The 16070-nt window shown below is 67.4% G+C and carries 17 protein-coding genes and 2 pseudogenes; 13 read left to right on the top strand and 6 right to left on the bottom strand.

Translation table 11 applies throughout. From position 1 onward, the window contains the following. Positions 1-100 (top strand): annotated as a pseudogene (locus tag ASJ79_RS31920) (dihydropteroate synthase); the annotation flags it as partial. Here the strand turns inward: ASJ79_RS31920 and ASJ79_RS03255 are convergent. The 3 genes and pseudogenes from ASJ79_RS03255 to ASJ79_RS03265 form a co-directional block, all read right to left on the bottom strand. Next, positions 74-478 (bottom strand): annotated as a pseudogene (locus tag ASJ79_RS03255) (DNA-binding protein); the annotation flags it as partial. The pseudogenes ASJ79_RS31920 and ASJ79_RS03255 sit on opposite strands and share 27 nt — an antisense overlap. 29 nt (positions 479-507) lie before the next feature. Then, positions 508-1716, bottom strand: coding sequence for a CaiB/BaiF CoA-transferase family protein (locus ASJ79_RS03260; protein WP_067953158.1), 1209 nt, complete (start codon positions 1714-1716; stop codon positions 508-510). Between the two features lie 35 nt (positions 1717-1751). Beyond that, positions 1752-3248: an aldehyde dehydrogenase family protein gene (locus tag ASJ79_RS03265; protein ID WP_067953180.1), complete on the bottom strand. Its 1497-nt coding sequence runs from the start codon at positions 3246-3248 to the stop codon at positions 1752-1754. Positions 3249-3527: 279 nt separating this feature from the next. On the opposite strand from ASJ79_RS03265, the gene ASJ79_RS03270 reads away from it, so the two are divergent. The 5 genes from ASJ79_RS03270 to ASJ79_RS03290 all read left to right on the top strand — a co-directional run bounded on the left by ASJ79_RS03270 (position 3528) and on the right by ASJ79_RS03290 (position 7271). After that, the gene (locus tag ASJ79_RS03270) at positions 3528-4229 is read left to right on the top strand and encodes an SDR family NAD(P)-dependent oxidoreductase (protein ID WP_067953160.1); all 702 of its coding nucleotides are present in this window, start codon (positions 3528-3530) and stop codon (positions 4227-4229) included. A gap of 35 nt (positions 4230-4264) precedes the next feature. Then, positions 4265-5125, top strand: a complete 861-nt coding sequence (locus ASJ79_RS03275; protein WP_067953161.1) for a mycofactocin-coupled SDR family oxidoreductase — start codon at positions 4265-4267, stop codon at positions 5123-5125. A 31-nt stretch (positions 5126-5156) separates the two neighbouring features. Continuing rightward, positions 5157-5351, top strand: coding sequence for a ferredoxin (locus ASJ79_RS03280; protein WP_067953163.1), 195 nt, complete (start codon positions 5157-5159; stop codon positions 5349-5351). A 37-nt stretch (positions 5352-5388) separates the two neighbouring features. After that, positions 5389-6759 (top strand): cytochrome P450, encoded by a 1371-nt coding sequence (locus ASJ79_RS03285; protein ID WP_067953165.1) that lies wholly within the window; start codon positions 5389-5391, stop codon positions 6757-6759. 74 nt (positions 6760-6833) lie between these two features. After that, positions 6834-7271, top strand: a complete 438-nt coding sequence (locus ASJ79_RS03290) for a hypothetical protein (protein WP_067953167.1) — start codon at positions 6834-6836, stop codon at positions 7269-7271. Between the two features lie 44 nt (positions 7272-7315). Here the strand turns inward: ASJ79_RS03290 and ASJ79_RS03295 are convergent, their stop codons facing one another. Both ASJ79_RS03295 and ASJ79_RS03300 read right to left on the bottom strand, forming a co-directional pair. Next, positions 7316-8503, bottom strand: coding sequence for an acyl-CoA dehydrogenase family protein (locus ASJ79_RS03295; RefSeq protein WP_067953168.1), 1188 nt, complete (start codon positions 8501-8503; stop codon positions 7316-7318). After that, complete coding sequence (locus tag ASJ79_RS03300) at positions 8487-9485, bottom strand: acyl-CoA dehydrogenase family protein (protein ID WP_067953170.1); 999 nt, start codon at positions 9483-9485, stop codon at positions 8487-8489. Before ASJ79_RS03300 ends, ASJ79_RS03295 begins: the two co-directional genes overlap by 17 nt. Before the next feature lie 347 nt (positions 9486-9832). On the opposite strand from ASJ79_RS03300, the gene ASJ79_RS03305 reads away from it, so the two are divergent. The 4 genes from ASJ79_RS03305 to ASJ79_RS03320 are packed head-to-tail and all read left to right on the top strand — an operon-like array spanning position 9833 to position 13353. Then, entirely contained in the window at positions 9833-10894 is a 1062-nt protein-coding gene (locus ASJ79_RS03305) for an amidohydrolase family protein (RefSeq protein ID WP_156448263.1), read from the top strand. Positions 10895-10915: 21 nt separating this feature from the next. After that, positions 10916-12058: an amidohydrolase family protein gene (locus ASJ79_RS03310; RefSeq protein ID WP_067953172.1), complete on the top strand. Its 1143-nt coding sequence runs from the start codon at positions 10916-10918 to the stop codon at positions 12056-12058. 3 nt (positions 12059-12061) lie between these two features. Next, on the top strand, positions 12062-12451 hold the full coding sequence (locus ASJ79_RS03315) for a Rieske 2Fe-2S domain-containing protein (protein ID WP_067953174.1): 390 nt from the start codon (positions 12062-12064) through the stop codon (positions 12449-12451). Continuing rightward, positions 12448-13353, top strand: a complete 906-nt coding sequence (locus ASJ79_RS03320; protein ID WP_067953175.1) for an alpha/beta fold hydrolase — start codon at positions 12448-12450, stop codon at positions 13351-13353. The genes ASJ79_RS03315 and ASJ79_RS03320 overlap by 4 nt, the downstream gene beginning before the upstream one ends. 23 nt (positions 13354-13376) lie before the next feature. On the opposite strand, the gene ASJ79_RS03325 is transcribed toward ASJ79_RS03320, so the two are convergent. After that, positions 13377-13853, bottom strand: coding sequence for a hypothetical protein (locus ASJ79_RS03325; RefSeq protein WP_067953176.1), 477 nt, complete (start codon positions 13851-13853; stop codon positions 13377-13379). A 20-nt stretch (positions 13854-13873) separates the two neighbouring features. On the opposite strand from ASJ79_RS03325, the gene ASJ79_RS03330 reads away from it, so the two are divergent. The 3 genes from ASJ79_RS03330 to ASJ79_RS03340 form a co-directional block, all read left to right on the top strand. Beyond that, the gene (locus ASJ79_RS03330) at positions 13874-15169 is read left to right on the top strand and encodes an NADH-ubiquinone oxidoreductase-F iron-sulfur binding region domain-containing protein (RefSeq protein WP_067953178.1); all 1296 of its coding nucleotides are present in this window, start codon (positions 13874-13876) and stop codon (positions 15167-15169) included. A gap of 8 nt (positions 15170-15177) precedes the next feature. After that, positions 15178-15471 (top strand): ferredoxin, encoded by a 294-nt coding sequence (locus ASJ79_RS03335; protein WP_067953183.1) that lies wholly within the window; start codon positions 15178-15180, stop codon positions 15469-15471. A gap of 60 nt (positions 15472-15531) precedes the next feature. Next, the coding region (locus ASJ79_RS03340; protein WP_197420054.1) for a Zn-ribbon domain-containing OB-fold protein at positions 15532-16070 on the top strand (539 nt) is incomplete at its 3' end.

Below are 16070 nucleotides of genomic sequence, written 5' to 3' on the forward strand. Positions count from 1 at the left end.
CGCGGACCTGATCAACGACACCTGGGGCGGGGTGGACCCCGATCTGGCCGGGGTGGCCGCCGAGTTCGGCGCCGGGCTGGTGTGTTCCCACACGGGCGGCCGTGCGCACCTGCAGTCCCTGCTCGGCCGTCACGATCGCCGCGGCGCCGGCCGGCGCCAGGTCGGCACCGATGATCAGCGTGCGCGGCCGCGCCGAGCTGACGGCGTCGACCGTCGCCGGTGCGCCCCCGAGGCGTTCGTCGACCTCCAGTTCCGGATCCAGCCCCAGCCCGGCCAGCAGCACTGCCGCGTTGCTGCTCTCCAGCAGCGGCAGATCGCGGCTGACGAGCACCACCCGCTCGACCGCACCGCCGGCGGTCAGCGCCGCGCGCCCGGCCTCCACCGCCATCGTCACGGCGTCCTCGTCATCGCCGGCGACCCGGTGCAGGGGCGTACCCCAGCACGGCAGGTAGGTGCCGACGGACGCGACGTAGGGCATAGCGGAATCTCCAGTTCGGACGGGATCTGTCAGGTGACGGCGCCGGCGGTCTTGAGCTCGATGATGCGGTCCCAGTCCAGTCCGAGTTCGACGAGGATGTCGTCGGTCTGTTCGGCGAAACCGGGGGCCGGACCCGACGACGGTGCGGCGACGTCGAACTGCACCGGGTTGGCCACCAGCTCGAGTTCGCCTGCCGGAACCAGGTATTCGTTGGCGCGCACCTGGGCGTCCTCGGCGGCCTGCAGCGTGTCCTGCACCGGCGCCCAGGGCCCGGCCAGTGTCGCGAACCGTTCGCTCCACTCGACGAGCGTGCGCTTGGCCATCGCCTCGGACAGGATCTCCACGCCTGCGGCGGTGTGTTCGGCGATGGACTCGGCGGTCGCGAACCGCGGGTCGTCGGCGAGGTCGTCGAGGTCCATGTGCTTGCAGACGTCGGCCCAGAACTTGGTCGGCTGCATCATCACGAACGAGATGAAGCGGTCGTCGGCGGTCGCGTACAGCCCGACGAGCGGGTTGATCGGTGAGCCGTGCACGCCGGGCGGGAAGGCCTCCATGCGCTCGCCGAGGTGCTTGGTCAGCGCCACGGTGTGGCCCATCGCCCACAGCCCGCTGCCCAGCAGCGACACGTCGACGATCGAGGGCTCGCCCGAGCGTTCCCGCTTGAGCAGCGCGGCGGCGATGCCGCCGGCCAGGTTGGTACCGGAGATGGTGTCGCCGTAGGCCGGACCGGGCGGGCCGACCATCCCGGGCGTCCCGGGCGGCGTGATCGTGGCGGCTGTGCCCGCACGGCACCAGAACGCCGTCATGTCGTAGCCGCCCTTGACCGCTTCCGTGCCGCGCGGTCCCAGCGCGCTGCCGCGGGCGTAGATGATCTTCGGGTTGACCGCGCGGATGTCGTCGACGTCGATGCCGAACTTCTGCCGGTGCCCGGGCAGGAAGCTGGTCAGGAACACATCCGCACGCCGCGCCAGTTCCAGCAGCACCTCTCTGCCCTCGGGCACCGTCATGTCCAGGCCGATGCTGCGCTTGAGGCGGTTGGCGTGTTCGATGTTCGGGTTCGGATCGCCCTCGACGCGCAGCAGACCGGTCTGGCGCAGCCCGCGCTGCGGGTCACCGGTGACGGCGTGCTCGACCTTCACGACGTCGGCGCCCCACTCGGCGAGCACCGCGCCCGCCGACGGGACGAAGCCGTACATCGCGACCTCGAGGACACGGATGCCGTCCAATGGCTTACTCACTGATGCTCTCTCCTCTTCGCGCAAGCGCTCGTCGGTCACCCCACCACCGTCGCGAACGTCTTCGACTCCAGGAACTCCTCCAGGCCGGCCCTGCCCATCTCCCTGCCGATGCCGGACTGCTTGTTGCCGCCGAACGGGCTGTCCGGGCTGAAGTAGTTGCCGCCGTTGATGGAGAAGGTGCCGGTGCGGATGCGGCGGGCCACCGCCAGTGCGCGGTCCTGGCTGCCGAACACCGCCCCGGACAGGCCGTAGATGGAGTTGTTCGCGATACGCACCGCGTCGTCATCGTCGGTGTAGGTGATGACGGCCAGCACTGGGCCGAAGACCTCTTCCTGGGCGATTTCGCTGTCGGGTTCGACGTCGGCGAGCAGCGTGGGCGTGTAGAAGAAGCCCGGGTCGACCTTCTGCCCGCCGGTGACCAGCGTGGCTCCGGCCGCGACGGCACGCTGGACCATGCCGTCGACCTTGTCGCGCTGCTTCTCACTGATCAACGGCCCCATGTACACGGACGGATCCACCGGGTCTCCCAGGCGCACGTGACCGAAGTTGTTCTTGATCAACTCGACGATCTCGTCCTTGTGCTGGGCGGGCACCAGCAGCCGTGACGTCAGCGCGCAGCCCTGACCGGCGTGGGTCACCATGCTGAACGCGGAGAACAATGCGGCGGTGTTGAAGTCGGCGTCGTCGAGGACGATCGCCGCCGACTTGCCGCCGAGTTCGAGGAAGACCCTCTTGAGCGTGCCGCTCGCCGCGGCCATGATCGCGCGTCCGGTGGGGGTGGATCCGGTGAAGGTGACCATGTCGACGTCGGGGCTGGCGGTCAGCGCGGCGCCGACGGCCGGGTCGGCGCCGGAGAGGACGTTGACCACACCTGCCGGAATGTCGGTGTGGTCGGCGATCAGCTCCCCGAGCGCCAGCGTGATCAGCGGAGTGTCGGGTGCGGACTTCAGCACGACGGTGCAGCCGGCGGCCAGCGCCGGGGCCAGCTTCGCCAACGCCAGTTGATTCGGGTAGTTGTAGGCGATGATCGCCGCGACCACTCCGGCGGCCTCTTTCTCGACCCAGCGGTGGTGCTGCATGCCGCGGCTCTCGATGTTGCCGAGGTCTTCGGTCAGCGGGTAGGTCTTGAGCAGATCGGCGTAGTACCGCACGATCTCGATCGGCTGGTCCAGCTGCGCCCCCTGGCACAACGCCGGCGTGACGCCGACCTCGGCGATGGTCAGAGCCGCCAGCTCGTCACGATGGTCGAGCAGCGCCGCGTGGAACTGCTCCAGGCACCGGATCCGCAATTCGGTGTCGGTCGCCCAGTCGCCCCTGTCGAACGCCTGCCGGGCCGCCGCCACCGCGGCCTCGGCGTCCGCGACGCCGGCATCGGGTGCGTAACCGAGCACCTCGCCGGTGGCCGGATTCAGGGAAGGAAACGTCCGCTCGGCCTCGAGGAGCCGCCCGCCGATGAGGAGGCGGCGGTGGGGACGCTGGTCTGCGACCTGTGCGCCGGGGATGTCACCCGAGATCGTGGCTGTTTCCTGCATCATCCTCCTCAAACTGCGACGTCACGGCCGGATGCGGGTGCATGTGATGGAAACTGCATTCTCATCACCGGCGAATCATACATTCGCACGATGAGAACTCAAGAAAATGGCGAGAACGTCCCCTGCCTGCGGGAAACGGTGCGACAATCCAGCTTCAGACGTCTCATCAGTGCGAACACACGAGCCCGCTTGTCTTGCGGTCGCACATACTGCGAGAGTACGGTTCTCATAATCGGAAGGACGATTCTTGAAGGCTGAGGCGATGGTTGGAGCCGGCGCGTGAGAAACGCTGTGGTGACCGGAGGCGCGTCGGGTATCGGTGCCGCAGTGGCGGAGCGGCTTCGCGCGGACGGCATGCGCGTCGCGACGATCGATCTGAACCCGGGCGAGGAGAAGTTCTCCTACGCCGCCGACGTCACGGACCGGTCCGCCGTGGACACCGCGCTCAGCGAGATCCACGCCGAACTGGGACCGGTGACGGTGCTGGTGAACGCCGCGGGGCTGGACCGTTTCAAGAAGTTCCTGGATCTGACGTTCGACGAATGGCAGAAGGTGGTCGACGTCAATCTCAACGGCGTCTTCCACTGCGTTCAGGCGGTGCTGCCCGACATGATCGAGGCAGGCTGGGGACGCATCGTCAACATCTCCTCGTCGAGCACGCATTCCGGCCAGCCCTACATGTCGCCCTACGTCGCGGCGAAGTCCGCGGTCAACGGCCTCACCAAATCGCTGGCACTGGAGTACGGACCCCACGGGATCACCGTCAACGCGGTCCCGCCCGGCTTCATCGACACCCCGATGCTGCGCAAGGCCGAGCAACGGGGCTTCCTCGGCGACACCCAGAAGCAGATCGAGCAGACCCCGGTGCGGCGCATGGGCCGACCGGAGGACATCGCGGCCGCCTGCGCCTTCCTCATCTCCGAGGAGGCCGGCTACATCACCGGACAGATCCTGGGCGTCAACGGCGGCCGGAACACCTGACAAGCCAACAGTTTCCAGCGAAAGGACGACAGTTCATGGGACGCGTTCAAGGCAAGGTCGCCTTCATCACCGGGGCGGCACGCGGCCAGGGCCGCAGCCACGCGGTGCGGCTCGCCGAAGAAGGTGCCGACATCATCGCCGTCGACCTCTGCGAGAACGTCGACACCATCGGATATCCGATGGCCACCCGGGAAGATCTGGACGAGACAGCGGCTTTCGTCGAGAAGACCGGGCAGCGCATCGTCACCGCCAAAGCCGATGTGCGGGACGCCGCACAGTTGAAGAAGGCCCTCGAAGACGGCATCGCGCAGCTGGGCGGGCTGGACATCGTGGTCGCCCAGGCCGGTATCGCCGGGATGAAGGGCAATCCACCGCTGCAGGCGTGGACCGACGTGATCAACACCAACCTGGTCGGCACCATCAACGCGATCCAGGTCGCGCTTCCCCACCTGAAGGAGGGCGCGTCGATCGTGGCAACCGGCTCGACGGCCGCGCTGATGGACGCGCACAACAAGCCCAACCCCGGCAACGACCCCGGCGGCATGGCCTACATGACGTCCAAACGTCTTCTGTCGCAATATGTCCATGACCTCGCCACCGAGCTGGCGGTGCGCGGTATCCGCGCCAACGTCGTCCATCCGACCAACTGCAACACCGACATGCTGCAGAGCCCGCCGATGTACAAGTCGTTCCGGCCCGACCTGGAGAACCCGACCCGCGCCGACGCCGAGCCGGTCTTCGGGGTTCAGCAGGCGATGAAGGTCAACTTCATCGAGCCCGAGGACATCAGCAACGCGATCCTGTGGCTGGTCTCCGACGAGGCCAGGTACGTCACCGGCATGCAGTTGCGGGTCGACGCCGGCGGCTATCTGAAGTGGTACGACTACCACGCGTGACCGGCACCAAAGGAATTGAGGAGGCGAGGCCGTGAAGGTTTGGGTTGATTCGGGACGGTGCCAGGGGCACACCTTGTGCTCGATGATCGCGCCGGATTCCTTTGAGCTCAGCGATATCGACGGCACGGCCTCGCCCGTGCACGAGATCGTCCCCGCCGACCAGCAGGACGCGGTCCGCGAGGCAGTGCAGTCGTGCCCGGAACAGGCCATCTCGATCGAGGAATGACTCAGATGAGCGCCGGAACCAGAGGGAGAGCAGAACTTTGAGTGTCGACGACGTCGCGAGCGGCACCGCCGACGACATCCGCAAGAAGAACACGTACTACTTCGACAGGCACACCCCGGAGTACCGCCTGCAGTTCGAGAAGATCACCGAGGAGATGCACTCCAAGTGCCCGATGGCGTGGTCGGAGACCTACAACGGGCACTGGGTGGCCGCCGACAGCAAGCATGTGTTCGAGCTCGCCCGCTGCCCCGTGGTGTCGAACCACCACGACATCTCCGGTGAGACGCCGTTCCAGGGCATCACCATTCCGAAGGCCAGCCGCGCCACCGTCGTCCGCGGCGGCATCCTGGAGATGGACGAACCGGAGCACAGCGCCTACCGCGGCGCACTGAACCCGTACCTGTCCCCCGCGGCGATCAAGCGCTGGGAACCCTTCATCGACGAGATCACCCGCGCCGCGCTCGACGAGCACGTCGAGTCCGGGCGCATCGATTTCGTCGACCATCTCGCCAACGTGGTGCCCGCGGTGTTCACGCTCGCGATGATGGGCATCAGGCTCGACAAGTGGAACGTCTACAGCGAACCCACGCACGCGTCGGTGTACACCCCCGAGCACGCCCCGGAACGCGAGAAGATCAACGAGCAGCACCGCGAGATGGGCATCGATCTCATCAACAACATGATGGAGATCCGCGAGAACCCCCGCCCGGGACTGGTGAATGCGCTGCTGCAGTTGCGCATCGACGGTGAGCCCGCACCGGACATGGAGATCCTGGGCAATCTCGGGCTGATCATCGGCGGCGGCTTCGACACCACCACCGCGCTGACCGCGCACGCGCTGGAGTGGCTCGGTGAGCATCCCGACGAACGCGAACGGCTCAGCCGCGAACGCGCCACGCTGCTGCATCCCGCCACCGAGGAGTTCCTGCGGTATTTCACCCCGGCTCCCGGGGACGGCCGTACGTTCGCCGACGATGTCGAGGTCGAGGGACAGCAGTTCAAGAAGTACGAGCGGTTGTGGCTGTCCTGGGCCATGGCCAACCGGGACCCGGCCGTCTTCGACCGGCCCAACGAAGTGGTCATGGACCGGAAGGGCAACCGGCACTTCAGCTTCGGCATCGGCGTGCACCGGTGTGTGGGCTCCAACGTTGCGCGCACGGTGTTCAAGTCGATGCTCACCGCGGTGCTGGACCGGATGCCGGACTACGTGTGCGATCCCGAGGGCACGGTGCACTACGAGACCATCGGCGTGATCCAGGGCATGCGCAAGCTCCCCGCGACCTTCACGCCGAGCAAGCCGCTGGGCCCGGGGCTGGACGAGACACTGGTGAAGCTGCAGCGGATCTGCGATGAGCAGGAGCTGGCACGGCCGATCACCGAACGCAAGGAACCCGCCGTCATCGACTAGTGTGCGCCGATCTCGCCCCACAGATCGCGGCGAAATGGTTGCATGTGTACGGCGAGAGTTGGGAGGGCTAAGCGATGAGGCTCAACAGGATCGGTGCCGTGGCGGCCACGCTGATGGCGGCCGCCACATTCCTCGCACCGCCGTCGCAGGCGGGTATGCAGCTGGCCAACTACGACCTGCTGACCAACAGGTACACCCGCGCGTCGTGGGTCTGGTTCGTCTCGCTGTGCATCCCGGAGAAGCACCCGGACTGCGTCGACGTCGCCGCCCGCCCCCGCCTGAAGTTCTACGACTACTACAAAGGCAAGGCCTGGCTGGCCGACGGGCGGTACACCCTCACGGTGAACGTGCCCGACGGGCTGCAGTGCCCCGGGCATGTGATGCCGACCCGGGAGACCTATTCGTGGGACGCGGTGACGCTGCTGGGCACCATCGACTCGAAGTACGACGTCGGCTGCTTCAACGGCCCTCCCGGAAGCCAGTTCTGGACCTTCAAGCTCCAGCGCGTGTAGCGCGGCGGACGAGAGCGCACACGTTCCCGCCCGCCGGGTGACCGCTACCGCCGCGGCAGTCCCAGTACCTGCTGGGCGATGATGTTGCGCTGGATCTCGGACGTGCCGCCGGCGATGGTGCCGCCGAAGCTGCGGCAGTAACGCTCGAACCAGCTCGCGAAATAGTGGTCCAGGTTCATGTGCTCGTAGGGCCCGGAGGTGGCCGGGTGCACCAGCCCGTCACGGCCGGCCGCCTCCAACGCCAGCCCCTCGATGCGCTGTTCGGCCTCCGCGCCGAGCAGCTTCGGGATGGACACCGACGCCACGTCGACCTCGCCGCGGGCCGCCTTCGCGATACCCACCGACCCGAGCAGGCGCAGCGCCTGGTAGTCCATGATGCTGGTGGCCAACGCGTCCCGCTCGAGCGGATTCTTGGGTGCGAAATCGGCGATGCAGTTGGCGATCCGGTCGGCGAAGCCGAGCCACATCATCGTCCGCTCGTGTCCGAGTGAGCCGTTCGCGACACCCCACCCGCCGTTGAGCGGGCCGACGAGATTCTCGACCGGGACACGCACGTCGGTGAAGAACACCTCGTTGAAGTCCAGATTGTCGATCCCGGTCATGTCGGCGAACGGCCGGCACACCACGCCGTCGAGGTCGGTGGGAATCAGCAGCACGCTGATTCCCTTGTGCTTCGGCGCATCCGGGTCGGTCCGCACGAAGGTCAGCAGGAAGTCGGCGTCGTGGGCACCCGAGGTCCACACCTTCTGACCGTTGACCACGAAGTAGGGCGCGGTCGCGTCCGAAACAAGCACAGCCTTGGTGCGCAACGACGCAAGGTCGGAGCCCGCGCTCGGTTCGCTCATGCCCAGCGACGCGGTGCGCTCACCGCGCAGCACCGGGACCGCCCACTGGCGCTTCTGCTCGTCGGTGCCGAACGTCAGCAGCGAGGCCGCGATGATGTTGACGCCCTGCGGGTTGAAACTGTGGTATATCCGGCGCCGGCACAGTTCCTCGGCGTGCACGAAGGTCTGCAGCACCGACGCGTTACGGCCACCGAACTCCGGCGGCTGCGCCGGCAGCAACCACCCGTTGTCGAACAACAGCCGCTGCCAGTCCCGCGCCCACTGCGGCATGTGCGAGACCGACCGGGGCCGCTCCAAAGTCTGTGCCGCAGAAGGGGTGTGCTCGTCGAGGAAGGCGGAGAACTCGGCGCGGAACGCCTCCACATCCGAATCAAAGGTCAGTTGCATCGAATTCCTCCGCGATCATCGCCCGATGCTCAGCCGCTCCGCCGAGCAGCAGTTCGCCGGCCTTGGCCCGCTTCAGCGCGAACTGCAGGTCGTTCTCCCAGGTGAAGCCCATGGCGCCGAACAGTTGGATGCCGTGGCGGAACACCAGTGACTGGCACTCCCCCGCCGACGCCTTGGCCATCGCGGCCGCGAGCCGCCGGCGCGGGTCGTCGGCGGCGATGGTCAGCGCCGCGAAGTACGACAGCGCGCGGGCGCGTTCGATCGCGACGAACATGTCGGCCGCCTTGTGCTGGACCGCCTGGAAGGTGCCGATCGCGACGCCGAACTGCTGGCGGCTCTTGGCGTGCTCCAGCACCAGGTCGAGGATGCGCTGGCAGGCGCCCACCATCGTGATCGCCATGCCCATCAGCGCGACGTGATGCGCGCGCTCGGTGTCGACCAGCACCCGGTCCGAATCCGGGACCTGCGCACCGGTGAAGGTCACCTCGGCGACGTGCAGGACCGGATCGAAGACCTCGACACGCCGCGCGGTGGCCTTGTCCGCGTCGACCAGAAAGACCCCGGCGGGGGTCACCACGGCCAGCCGGTCGGCGCGGTCGCCGTCCAGCACGAAACGGTCGGTTCCCGACAGCACCCAGCCGTGGGCGTCGCGGTTCGCCGTCACCCCCGAGTACACGGCCGTCCCCGCCCCGCTGGACTCGTAGCGCTCGCCGGCGAGCGGCGCGAACTGCGTCAGGGTGGCCAGGAACGGGGTCGGGTCGGTCGCTCGTCCGAGCTCCTCGAGGACGATCGCCAGTTCGACGGCGTTCTCGGGATCGGTCAGCTCGGTCCATCCGGCATCGAGGTAGCTGTTCCACAGCGGCGTCGGGTCGACCCCGTTCTCCGCGATGTCGCGGATCAACGACGCCGGGCACTGCTTGGACACCGCATCGCGCACGGTTTCCTGCCACAGCTTCTGATCCGCATCGAACTCAAGTAACACCGCACGCCTCCTGAAGACCGACCAGACCGGAGAATAGCATTCTCGCAGATGATCCAGCCATTCTCGTCCGGCGGCCATCCATTCTCGCCGCCCAAACGCTGAGCAACCGACCAGCAACCGCCTCTACCTGCGCAGACATTAAGCACTCCGCTGGAGAACAGAATTCTTGCCAATGAAGAACAACGATCTACACTGAAGCTGTTGACGGCCGCGCCCTGGGCCGCGGGAAGAAGGACGGACGCGGAAGTGAAGGACAGGATTCTGTGAAGGTTCTCAGTGACCGAGCCAACGGCGCCTCGGCGGCAGGGGCCGGGGAGCCCGTCAGCGTCCCGGTCATCGACGCCAGCGTGCACATCTTCTGCCAGTCCAACAAGGACCTGCGCAAGAACTTCCTCCAGGAGCCGTTCCGCAGCCGCGGCTTCCCCGATTACGAGATGGACTGGTACGGCGCGCCCGGCGGCGAATACGCCGACAGGACAGAGGGTCCCGACGGGCAGTACCCGGGGTCGGACCCGGAGGTGGTGGCCAAGCACCTGTTCACCGACCGCGGCGTCGACCTCGCCGTGCTGCACCCGATGACGCGGGGCATCATGCCGGACCGGCACCTCGGCACGGCGCTGGCCGCGGCGCACAACGAGATGATGGTGACCCGCTGGCTGGAGCACCCGCAGTTCGGCGAGAAGTTCCGTGGCACGCTGCGGGTCAACCCGGACGACATCGCGGGTGCGCTGCGCGAGATCGACAAGTACCGGAACCACCCGCGCATCGTGCAGTTGGGCATTCCGCTGCAGTCCCGTGAGCTGTACGGCAAGCCGCAGTACTGGCCGCTGTGGGAGGCCGCCGTCGATGCCGGCTGGCCGGTGGCCGTCCACTTCGAGGTCGGGTCGGGAATTCAGCTGCCGCCCACCCCGTCGGGCGTGACCCGCACCTACGAGCAGTTCGTCGGCTTTACCGCACTGAACTTTCTGTACCACCTGATGAACATGATCGCCGAGGGGGTATTCGAAAGAATGCCCGCGCTGAAGTTCGTCTGGGCGGACGGTGCCGCCGACCTGCTGACACCGTTCATGTGGCGGATGGACTGCTTCGGCAGGCCGCATCTGGAGCAGACACCGTGGGCGCCGCGGATGCCCAGCGACTACCTGCCCGGCCACGTGTACTTCGTACAGGGCGCACTGGACGGTCCCGGCGACGTCGACTTCGCGGGCGAATGGGCGGGGTTCACCGGCAAGGACGACATGGTGATGTACGGGTCCAGTTATCCGCACTGGCAGCTCAACGAGCTGTCGGTGCCCCGCGCATACACCCCTGAGCAGCGCGACAAGCTGTGCTGGCGCAACGCGGCGCAGCTCTACGGCCTCGAAGTTGGCGCAAGTCCGTCCGTGTCATCCGGGGCTACGGCACAGTAGACGGAGCGAGGAGGAACCACCATGACCGTCACCGCCAATCCACGGGTCCCTGCTGCGGAGCGCATCGCCGTGCGATGCGTGGACTCCGACGTCCACCCCACTCCCCGGCGCGGCGAGCTCGTCGACTACATCCCGGAGCCGTGGCGCAGCAGGTACTTCCTGACCCGCAAGGTCGGCGACCAGATCTACTACGACGCGCCTGACTATGCCCACTCCTATGCGATGCGGGTCGACTCGTTCCCGCCCGACGGTGAGTTCGCCTGCAGCGACCCGGATCTGGCGTTCAAGCAACTGATCATGGAGGCCGGGGCCGACATCGCGATCCTGGAGCCGGCGGCCTACCCCGCGCGGATCCCCGAAGCGGAGCACGCGATGGCCTGCGCACTCAACGACTGGCAGGCCAACCACTGGCTCGACAACCACAACAACTGGCACGAGCGCTGGCGCGGCTCCATCTGCGTGGCCATCCAACAGCCCGAGGAGAGCGTCGGTGAGATCGAACGCTGGGCCGGGCACCCCTACATGGCGCAGATTCTGATCAAGGCCGAGCCCAGGCCGTCATGGGGCAACCCGAAATACGACCCGATCTGGGCTGCCGCCACCAAGCACGACATCCCGGTCAGCTGCCACCTGTCGCGCAGTCACTACGACGAGCTGCCGATGCCGCCGGTCGGCATGCCCAGCTACAACCACGACTTCATGGTCACGTACTCCCTGTTGGCGGCGAACCAGGTGATGAGCCTGATCTTCGACGGAACCTTCGACCGTCATCCCGACCTGCGCATCGTGTTCGTCGAGCACGCGTTCACCTGGATCCTGCCGCTGATGTGGCGCATGGACGCGCTCTACGAGGCCCGCAAGTCCTGGCTGGACATCAAGCGGAAGCCGAGCGAATACGTCAAGGACCACATCAAGTTCACCACCCAACCGCTGGACTACCCGGAAGACAAGACCGAGCTGTCCCGCGCCTTCGAGTGGATGGAATGCGAGAAGATCCTGCTGTTCTCCAGCGACTATCCGCACTGGACCTTCGACGACCCGCGCTGGCTGGTCAAGCATCTGCCCGAGCACGCACGGGAGGCCGTGATGTTCAAGAACGGCATCCAGACCTACAAGCTGCCCGACACCGTGCCCGCACTCGAGGGTCAGGTACGGGTTTTCTGACACATGGACAAGGACAAGACGCCCCGACTGGCGCAGGGGCGTGAACACGTCGTCGCCACGGTCGACGAGATCCCGCCCGGCAGCCACAAACTCGTGCCGATCGGCCGCCACGGGGTGGGTGTGTACAACGTCAACGGAACGTTCTACGCGATCGCGAACTACTGCCCGCACGAGGGCGGTCCACTGTGCTCCGGCCGGGCCCGTGGCCGCAACATCGTCGACGAGACCGTGCCCGGCGACGCCGTCATGGTCCGCGACCAGGAGTACATCTTCTGCCCGTGGCACCAGTGGGGTTTCGAGCTGGCGACGGGCACCACCGCGGTGAAGCCGGAGTGGAGTATCCGCACCTACCCCGTCCGGGTGGTCGGCAACGATGTGCTGGTGCAGGCATGACCGCCACGGAAGCAGGCCCCACGTTGACGGCCGGCGAACAGTCCATCGAGATCAACGGCGGCAATGTCGTCTACGAGATCCTGGGTGAGACAGGCGAATTGATCGCGTTGACGCCGGGCGGCCGGTTCAGCAAGGACATCCCCGGGCTGCGTCCGCTGGCCGAGGCGCTGGTCGACGGTGGCTATCGGGTGCTGCTGTGGGATCGGCCCAACTGCGGCAAATCGGATGTGCAGTTCTACGGTCAGAGCGAATCGCACATGCGCGCCGAGACGCTCTACAAGCTGGTCACCGCGCTCGAGGGCGGGCCGTGCATCATCCTCGGCGGCTCCGGGGGCGCCCGGGACTCGATGCTCACGACCATGCTCTACCCCGAGATGGTGCGAAAACTGGTGGTGTGGAACATCGTCGGCGGCGTCTACGGATCTTTCGTGCTCGGCGGCCACTACGTGACCCCCAGCATCCTCGCGGTCCGTGGCCTCGGCATCGAGGGCCTGCTGAGCGTGCCGGAGTGGCGTGAGCGTGTCGAGCAGAACCCGGCCAACCGTCAGCGTCTGCTCGACCTCGACGCCGATGAGTTCCTCAAGGTGATGCTGCGCTGGCTCAACGCGTTCGTGCCGAAGCCGGGTCAGACCATTCCCGGCGTACCCGACGAGATGTTCGACAACATCACCGTGCCCACCCTGATCATCCGCGGCGGCGAGAACGACTGGGACCACCCGAAACGGACTTCGCTGGAGGTCCACTGTCTGATCAAGGGCTCCACGCTGATCGACCCGCCGTGGCCCGAGGATGCCTGGGAACGCGCCGGTGAGAAGTTCGCCCAGAGCGGCGGCAAGACGTTCTGCCTGTTCGACACGTGGGTGCAGGCAGCCCCGGCCATCCTGGATTTCCTGGGCAAGTGATGGCGGCTTCCGGTTCCGTCGGGTCAGTCTGTGAGGACGATGTGCACCTCGCAGTTGGTCGAGGCCTCCAGCGCGGTGTGGACCCGGCTCTCCGGGATGCGGACCAGGTCCGCCTTGCGCAGCGTCACCGTGATGATGTCCCAACCGTCATCGCCGGCGCGGCGCTCGACCACGCCGGACAGGCCGAATCCGGCGAGCACACCACGGGCGTCGTCGTCGGTGCCGTGGCTGACGAACGTCAGCACCCCGATCACCGGTTCGGTGGGAAACGCCTTGGCGCACATGGCTGCTGCGTGGGCCTGCAGGGCTGCGGCGTCGGTTCCCCGCATCAGGATCTCGACTTCACGGCGCTTCGGCGGCAGGCCCGCCAGGTTGTTGTCGATCAGTTCGGCGCCGGCGTCGGTCGCGAGCCGTGCCAGCTCGGCCGTACCTGCGGTGAGCTGGTCGGCGGTCAGCTCGCCGCTCAGGTCGACGCCGATACGCACCACCGCTGTTCGCATGCACGGAAGGGTAGCCGCCGATGGACACGGCGATGAACACCGAACTGACCGTCGCCTCGTGGCCGGGCCTCACCGCTCGCCTGCTGCGCACAACGCCGGGCACCGAGTCGGCCGACGAGTACCGGGCCGCAGGCGGCTATCTCGCCCTCGGCGACGCGCAGGCCCTTCTCGACGAGATCGGCCGCGCGGGGGTGCAGGGCCGCGGCGGCGCGGCATTCCCGATGGCGGTGAAACTGGCGACGGTCCGCCGCGCCTCGGCGCGCGGTCTGGACACCGTGCTGGTGGCCAACGGCGAGGAGGGCGAACCGGCCTCGGTCAAGGACCGTTGGCTGCTGCGCAACCGTCCGCATCTGATGCTCGACGGATTGCGTCTGGCCGCGCGTATCGTCGGCGCACGCCACGCGCACGTGTACGTCTCGGACCCGCGATCCGCGGCGGCGGTACGAAGCGCACTGGAGGAGGTGACGCCCGAGGTGCTCGACGGTGTCACCGTCAGCGTGCACGTCGTCGAGCCGAGCTATGTCGCCGGTGAGGAGACCGCGGCGGTGCGGGCCATCAACGGCGGACCGGCCAAACCGACCGACAAGCCGCCCCGGCCTTTCGAGGAAGGCGTCGGCGGACTCCCGACCGCGGTATGCAACGTCGAGACGCTGGCCAATCTGCCGTTCGTTCAGCGCCACGGCGCGACCGAGTACCGCGGCCTCGGCACCGCCGGTTCACCCGGGACCTTCCTCGCGACGCTGACCGGCGGTGGGCGGGCCCCCGGCCTCTACGAGCTGCCGTTCGGTGTTTCAGCGGCCGAAGTGCTTGCCTTGCACGGAATTCCCACCGAGCGTGTTCGCGGTGCGCTGATGGGTGGATACTTCGCGGGCCTGCTGGATCGACGTGTGCTCGACGGCGCGCTCGATCACGAATCGCTGCGTACGCTGGGCAGCGGGCTCGGGTGCGGCGCCGTCTCGGTGATCACCGACGAATGCCCGGTGGCGGTCGGGGCGGCGGTGCTTTCCTACTACGACCGCGAGAACGCCGGCCAGTGCGGCGGGTGCTTCAACGGGACGGCCGCGATGGCCGCCGCGGCGGGCGCGCTGCGTGACGGCACCGCCGACACCGACGATCTTGCGCGGCTGCAGCGGTGGTCGCAGGTCCTTCGTGGCCGCGGCGCCTGCGCGACGCTGGACGCGGCCTGCAACATCGCCGCGAGCATGCTGGCGATGTTCGCTGACGACGTGGCCCGGCATCGTGACGGCGACTGCCAGACATGCTGCGGCGCAGGTGCTTTCATCGCCGCGCGGCCCTTCGAAGTGGAGTCATCGTGACCGACGAGATGCGAATCAAGCTCGACCGGACGTTGTGCGACGGTTTCGGGATCTGCGCCAAGCACGCCCCGCAGTACTTCTCACTGGACGATTGGGGGTATGCCGTCCTCGTCGGCGACGGCAACATCCCCGAGGAGGATCGGGCCGCCGTTAAACGCGCGCTCCTGGACTGCCCGGTGCACGCCATTTTGGAGCTCGGCGAGCGCCGCCCTGACGAGACACCGATCCAGCCCCTGCGGCAACCCGACCTGGAGAAGCTGAAGACCGAGGACAACGAGGCGGAGTGGGGATTTTCGCGATGAGCGCTTGCGCGAAGAGGAGACGATGCCGATGAGCGCCTGCGCGAAGAGGAGACGATACCGATGAGCCGGCTCCCGCTGCCGCAGTTGACGTTCGACAACGAGTTCTTCTGGACGTCGGGTGCGGACGGCGTCCTGCGGATCCAGGGGTGCGGCGACTGCAAGTCGCTGATCCATCCGCCGCAGCCGGTGTGCCGCTACTGCCGCAGCCACAACATGGGCCCGCGGGAGGTGTCGGGGCGCGCGGTGCTCTCGGCGTTCACCGTCAACGAGCGGTTCTCCATCCCGGGGCTGGCCGCGCCGTACGTCGTCGCCCAGGTCGCGATCGAGGAGGATCCCCGGGTCCGGCTGACCACCAACATCGTCGATTGTGACCCCGCCGACCTGGAGCTGGGCCGCGTCGTCGAGGTGGTCTTCGAGCAGAACGACGATGTGTGGCTGCCGCTGTTCCGACCGACCGCCGAGCCGGAGACCGCGCCGCTGCCCGACGACGAGATCGCGCCGCAGGACTTCCCCACATTCGTCCGGCCGATGCTGACCACCGAGAAGTTCGAGGACGCCGCCGCGATCACCGGCATCGGCGCGTCGAGGCTGGGACGGCG

This window comes from Mycobacterium sp. NAZ190054 (assembly GCF_001545925.1).
Classification (GTDB): domain Bacteria; phylum Actinomycetota; class Actinomycetes; order Mycobacteriales; family Mycobacteriaceae; genus Mycobacterium.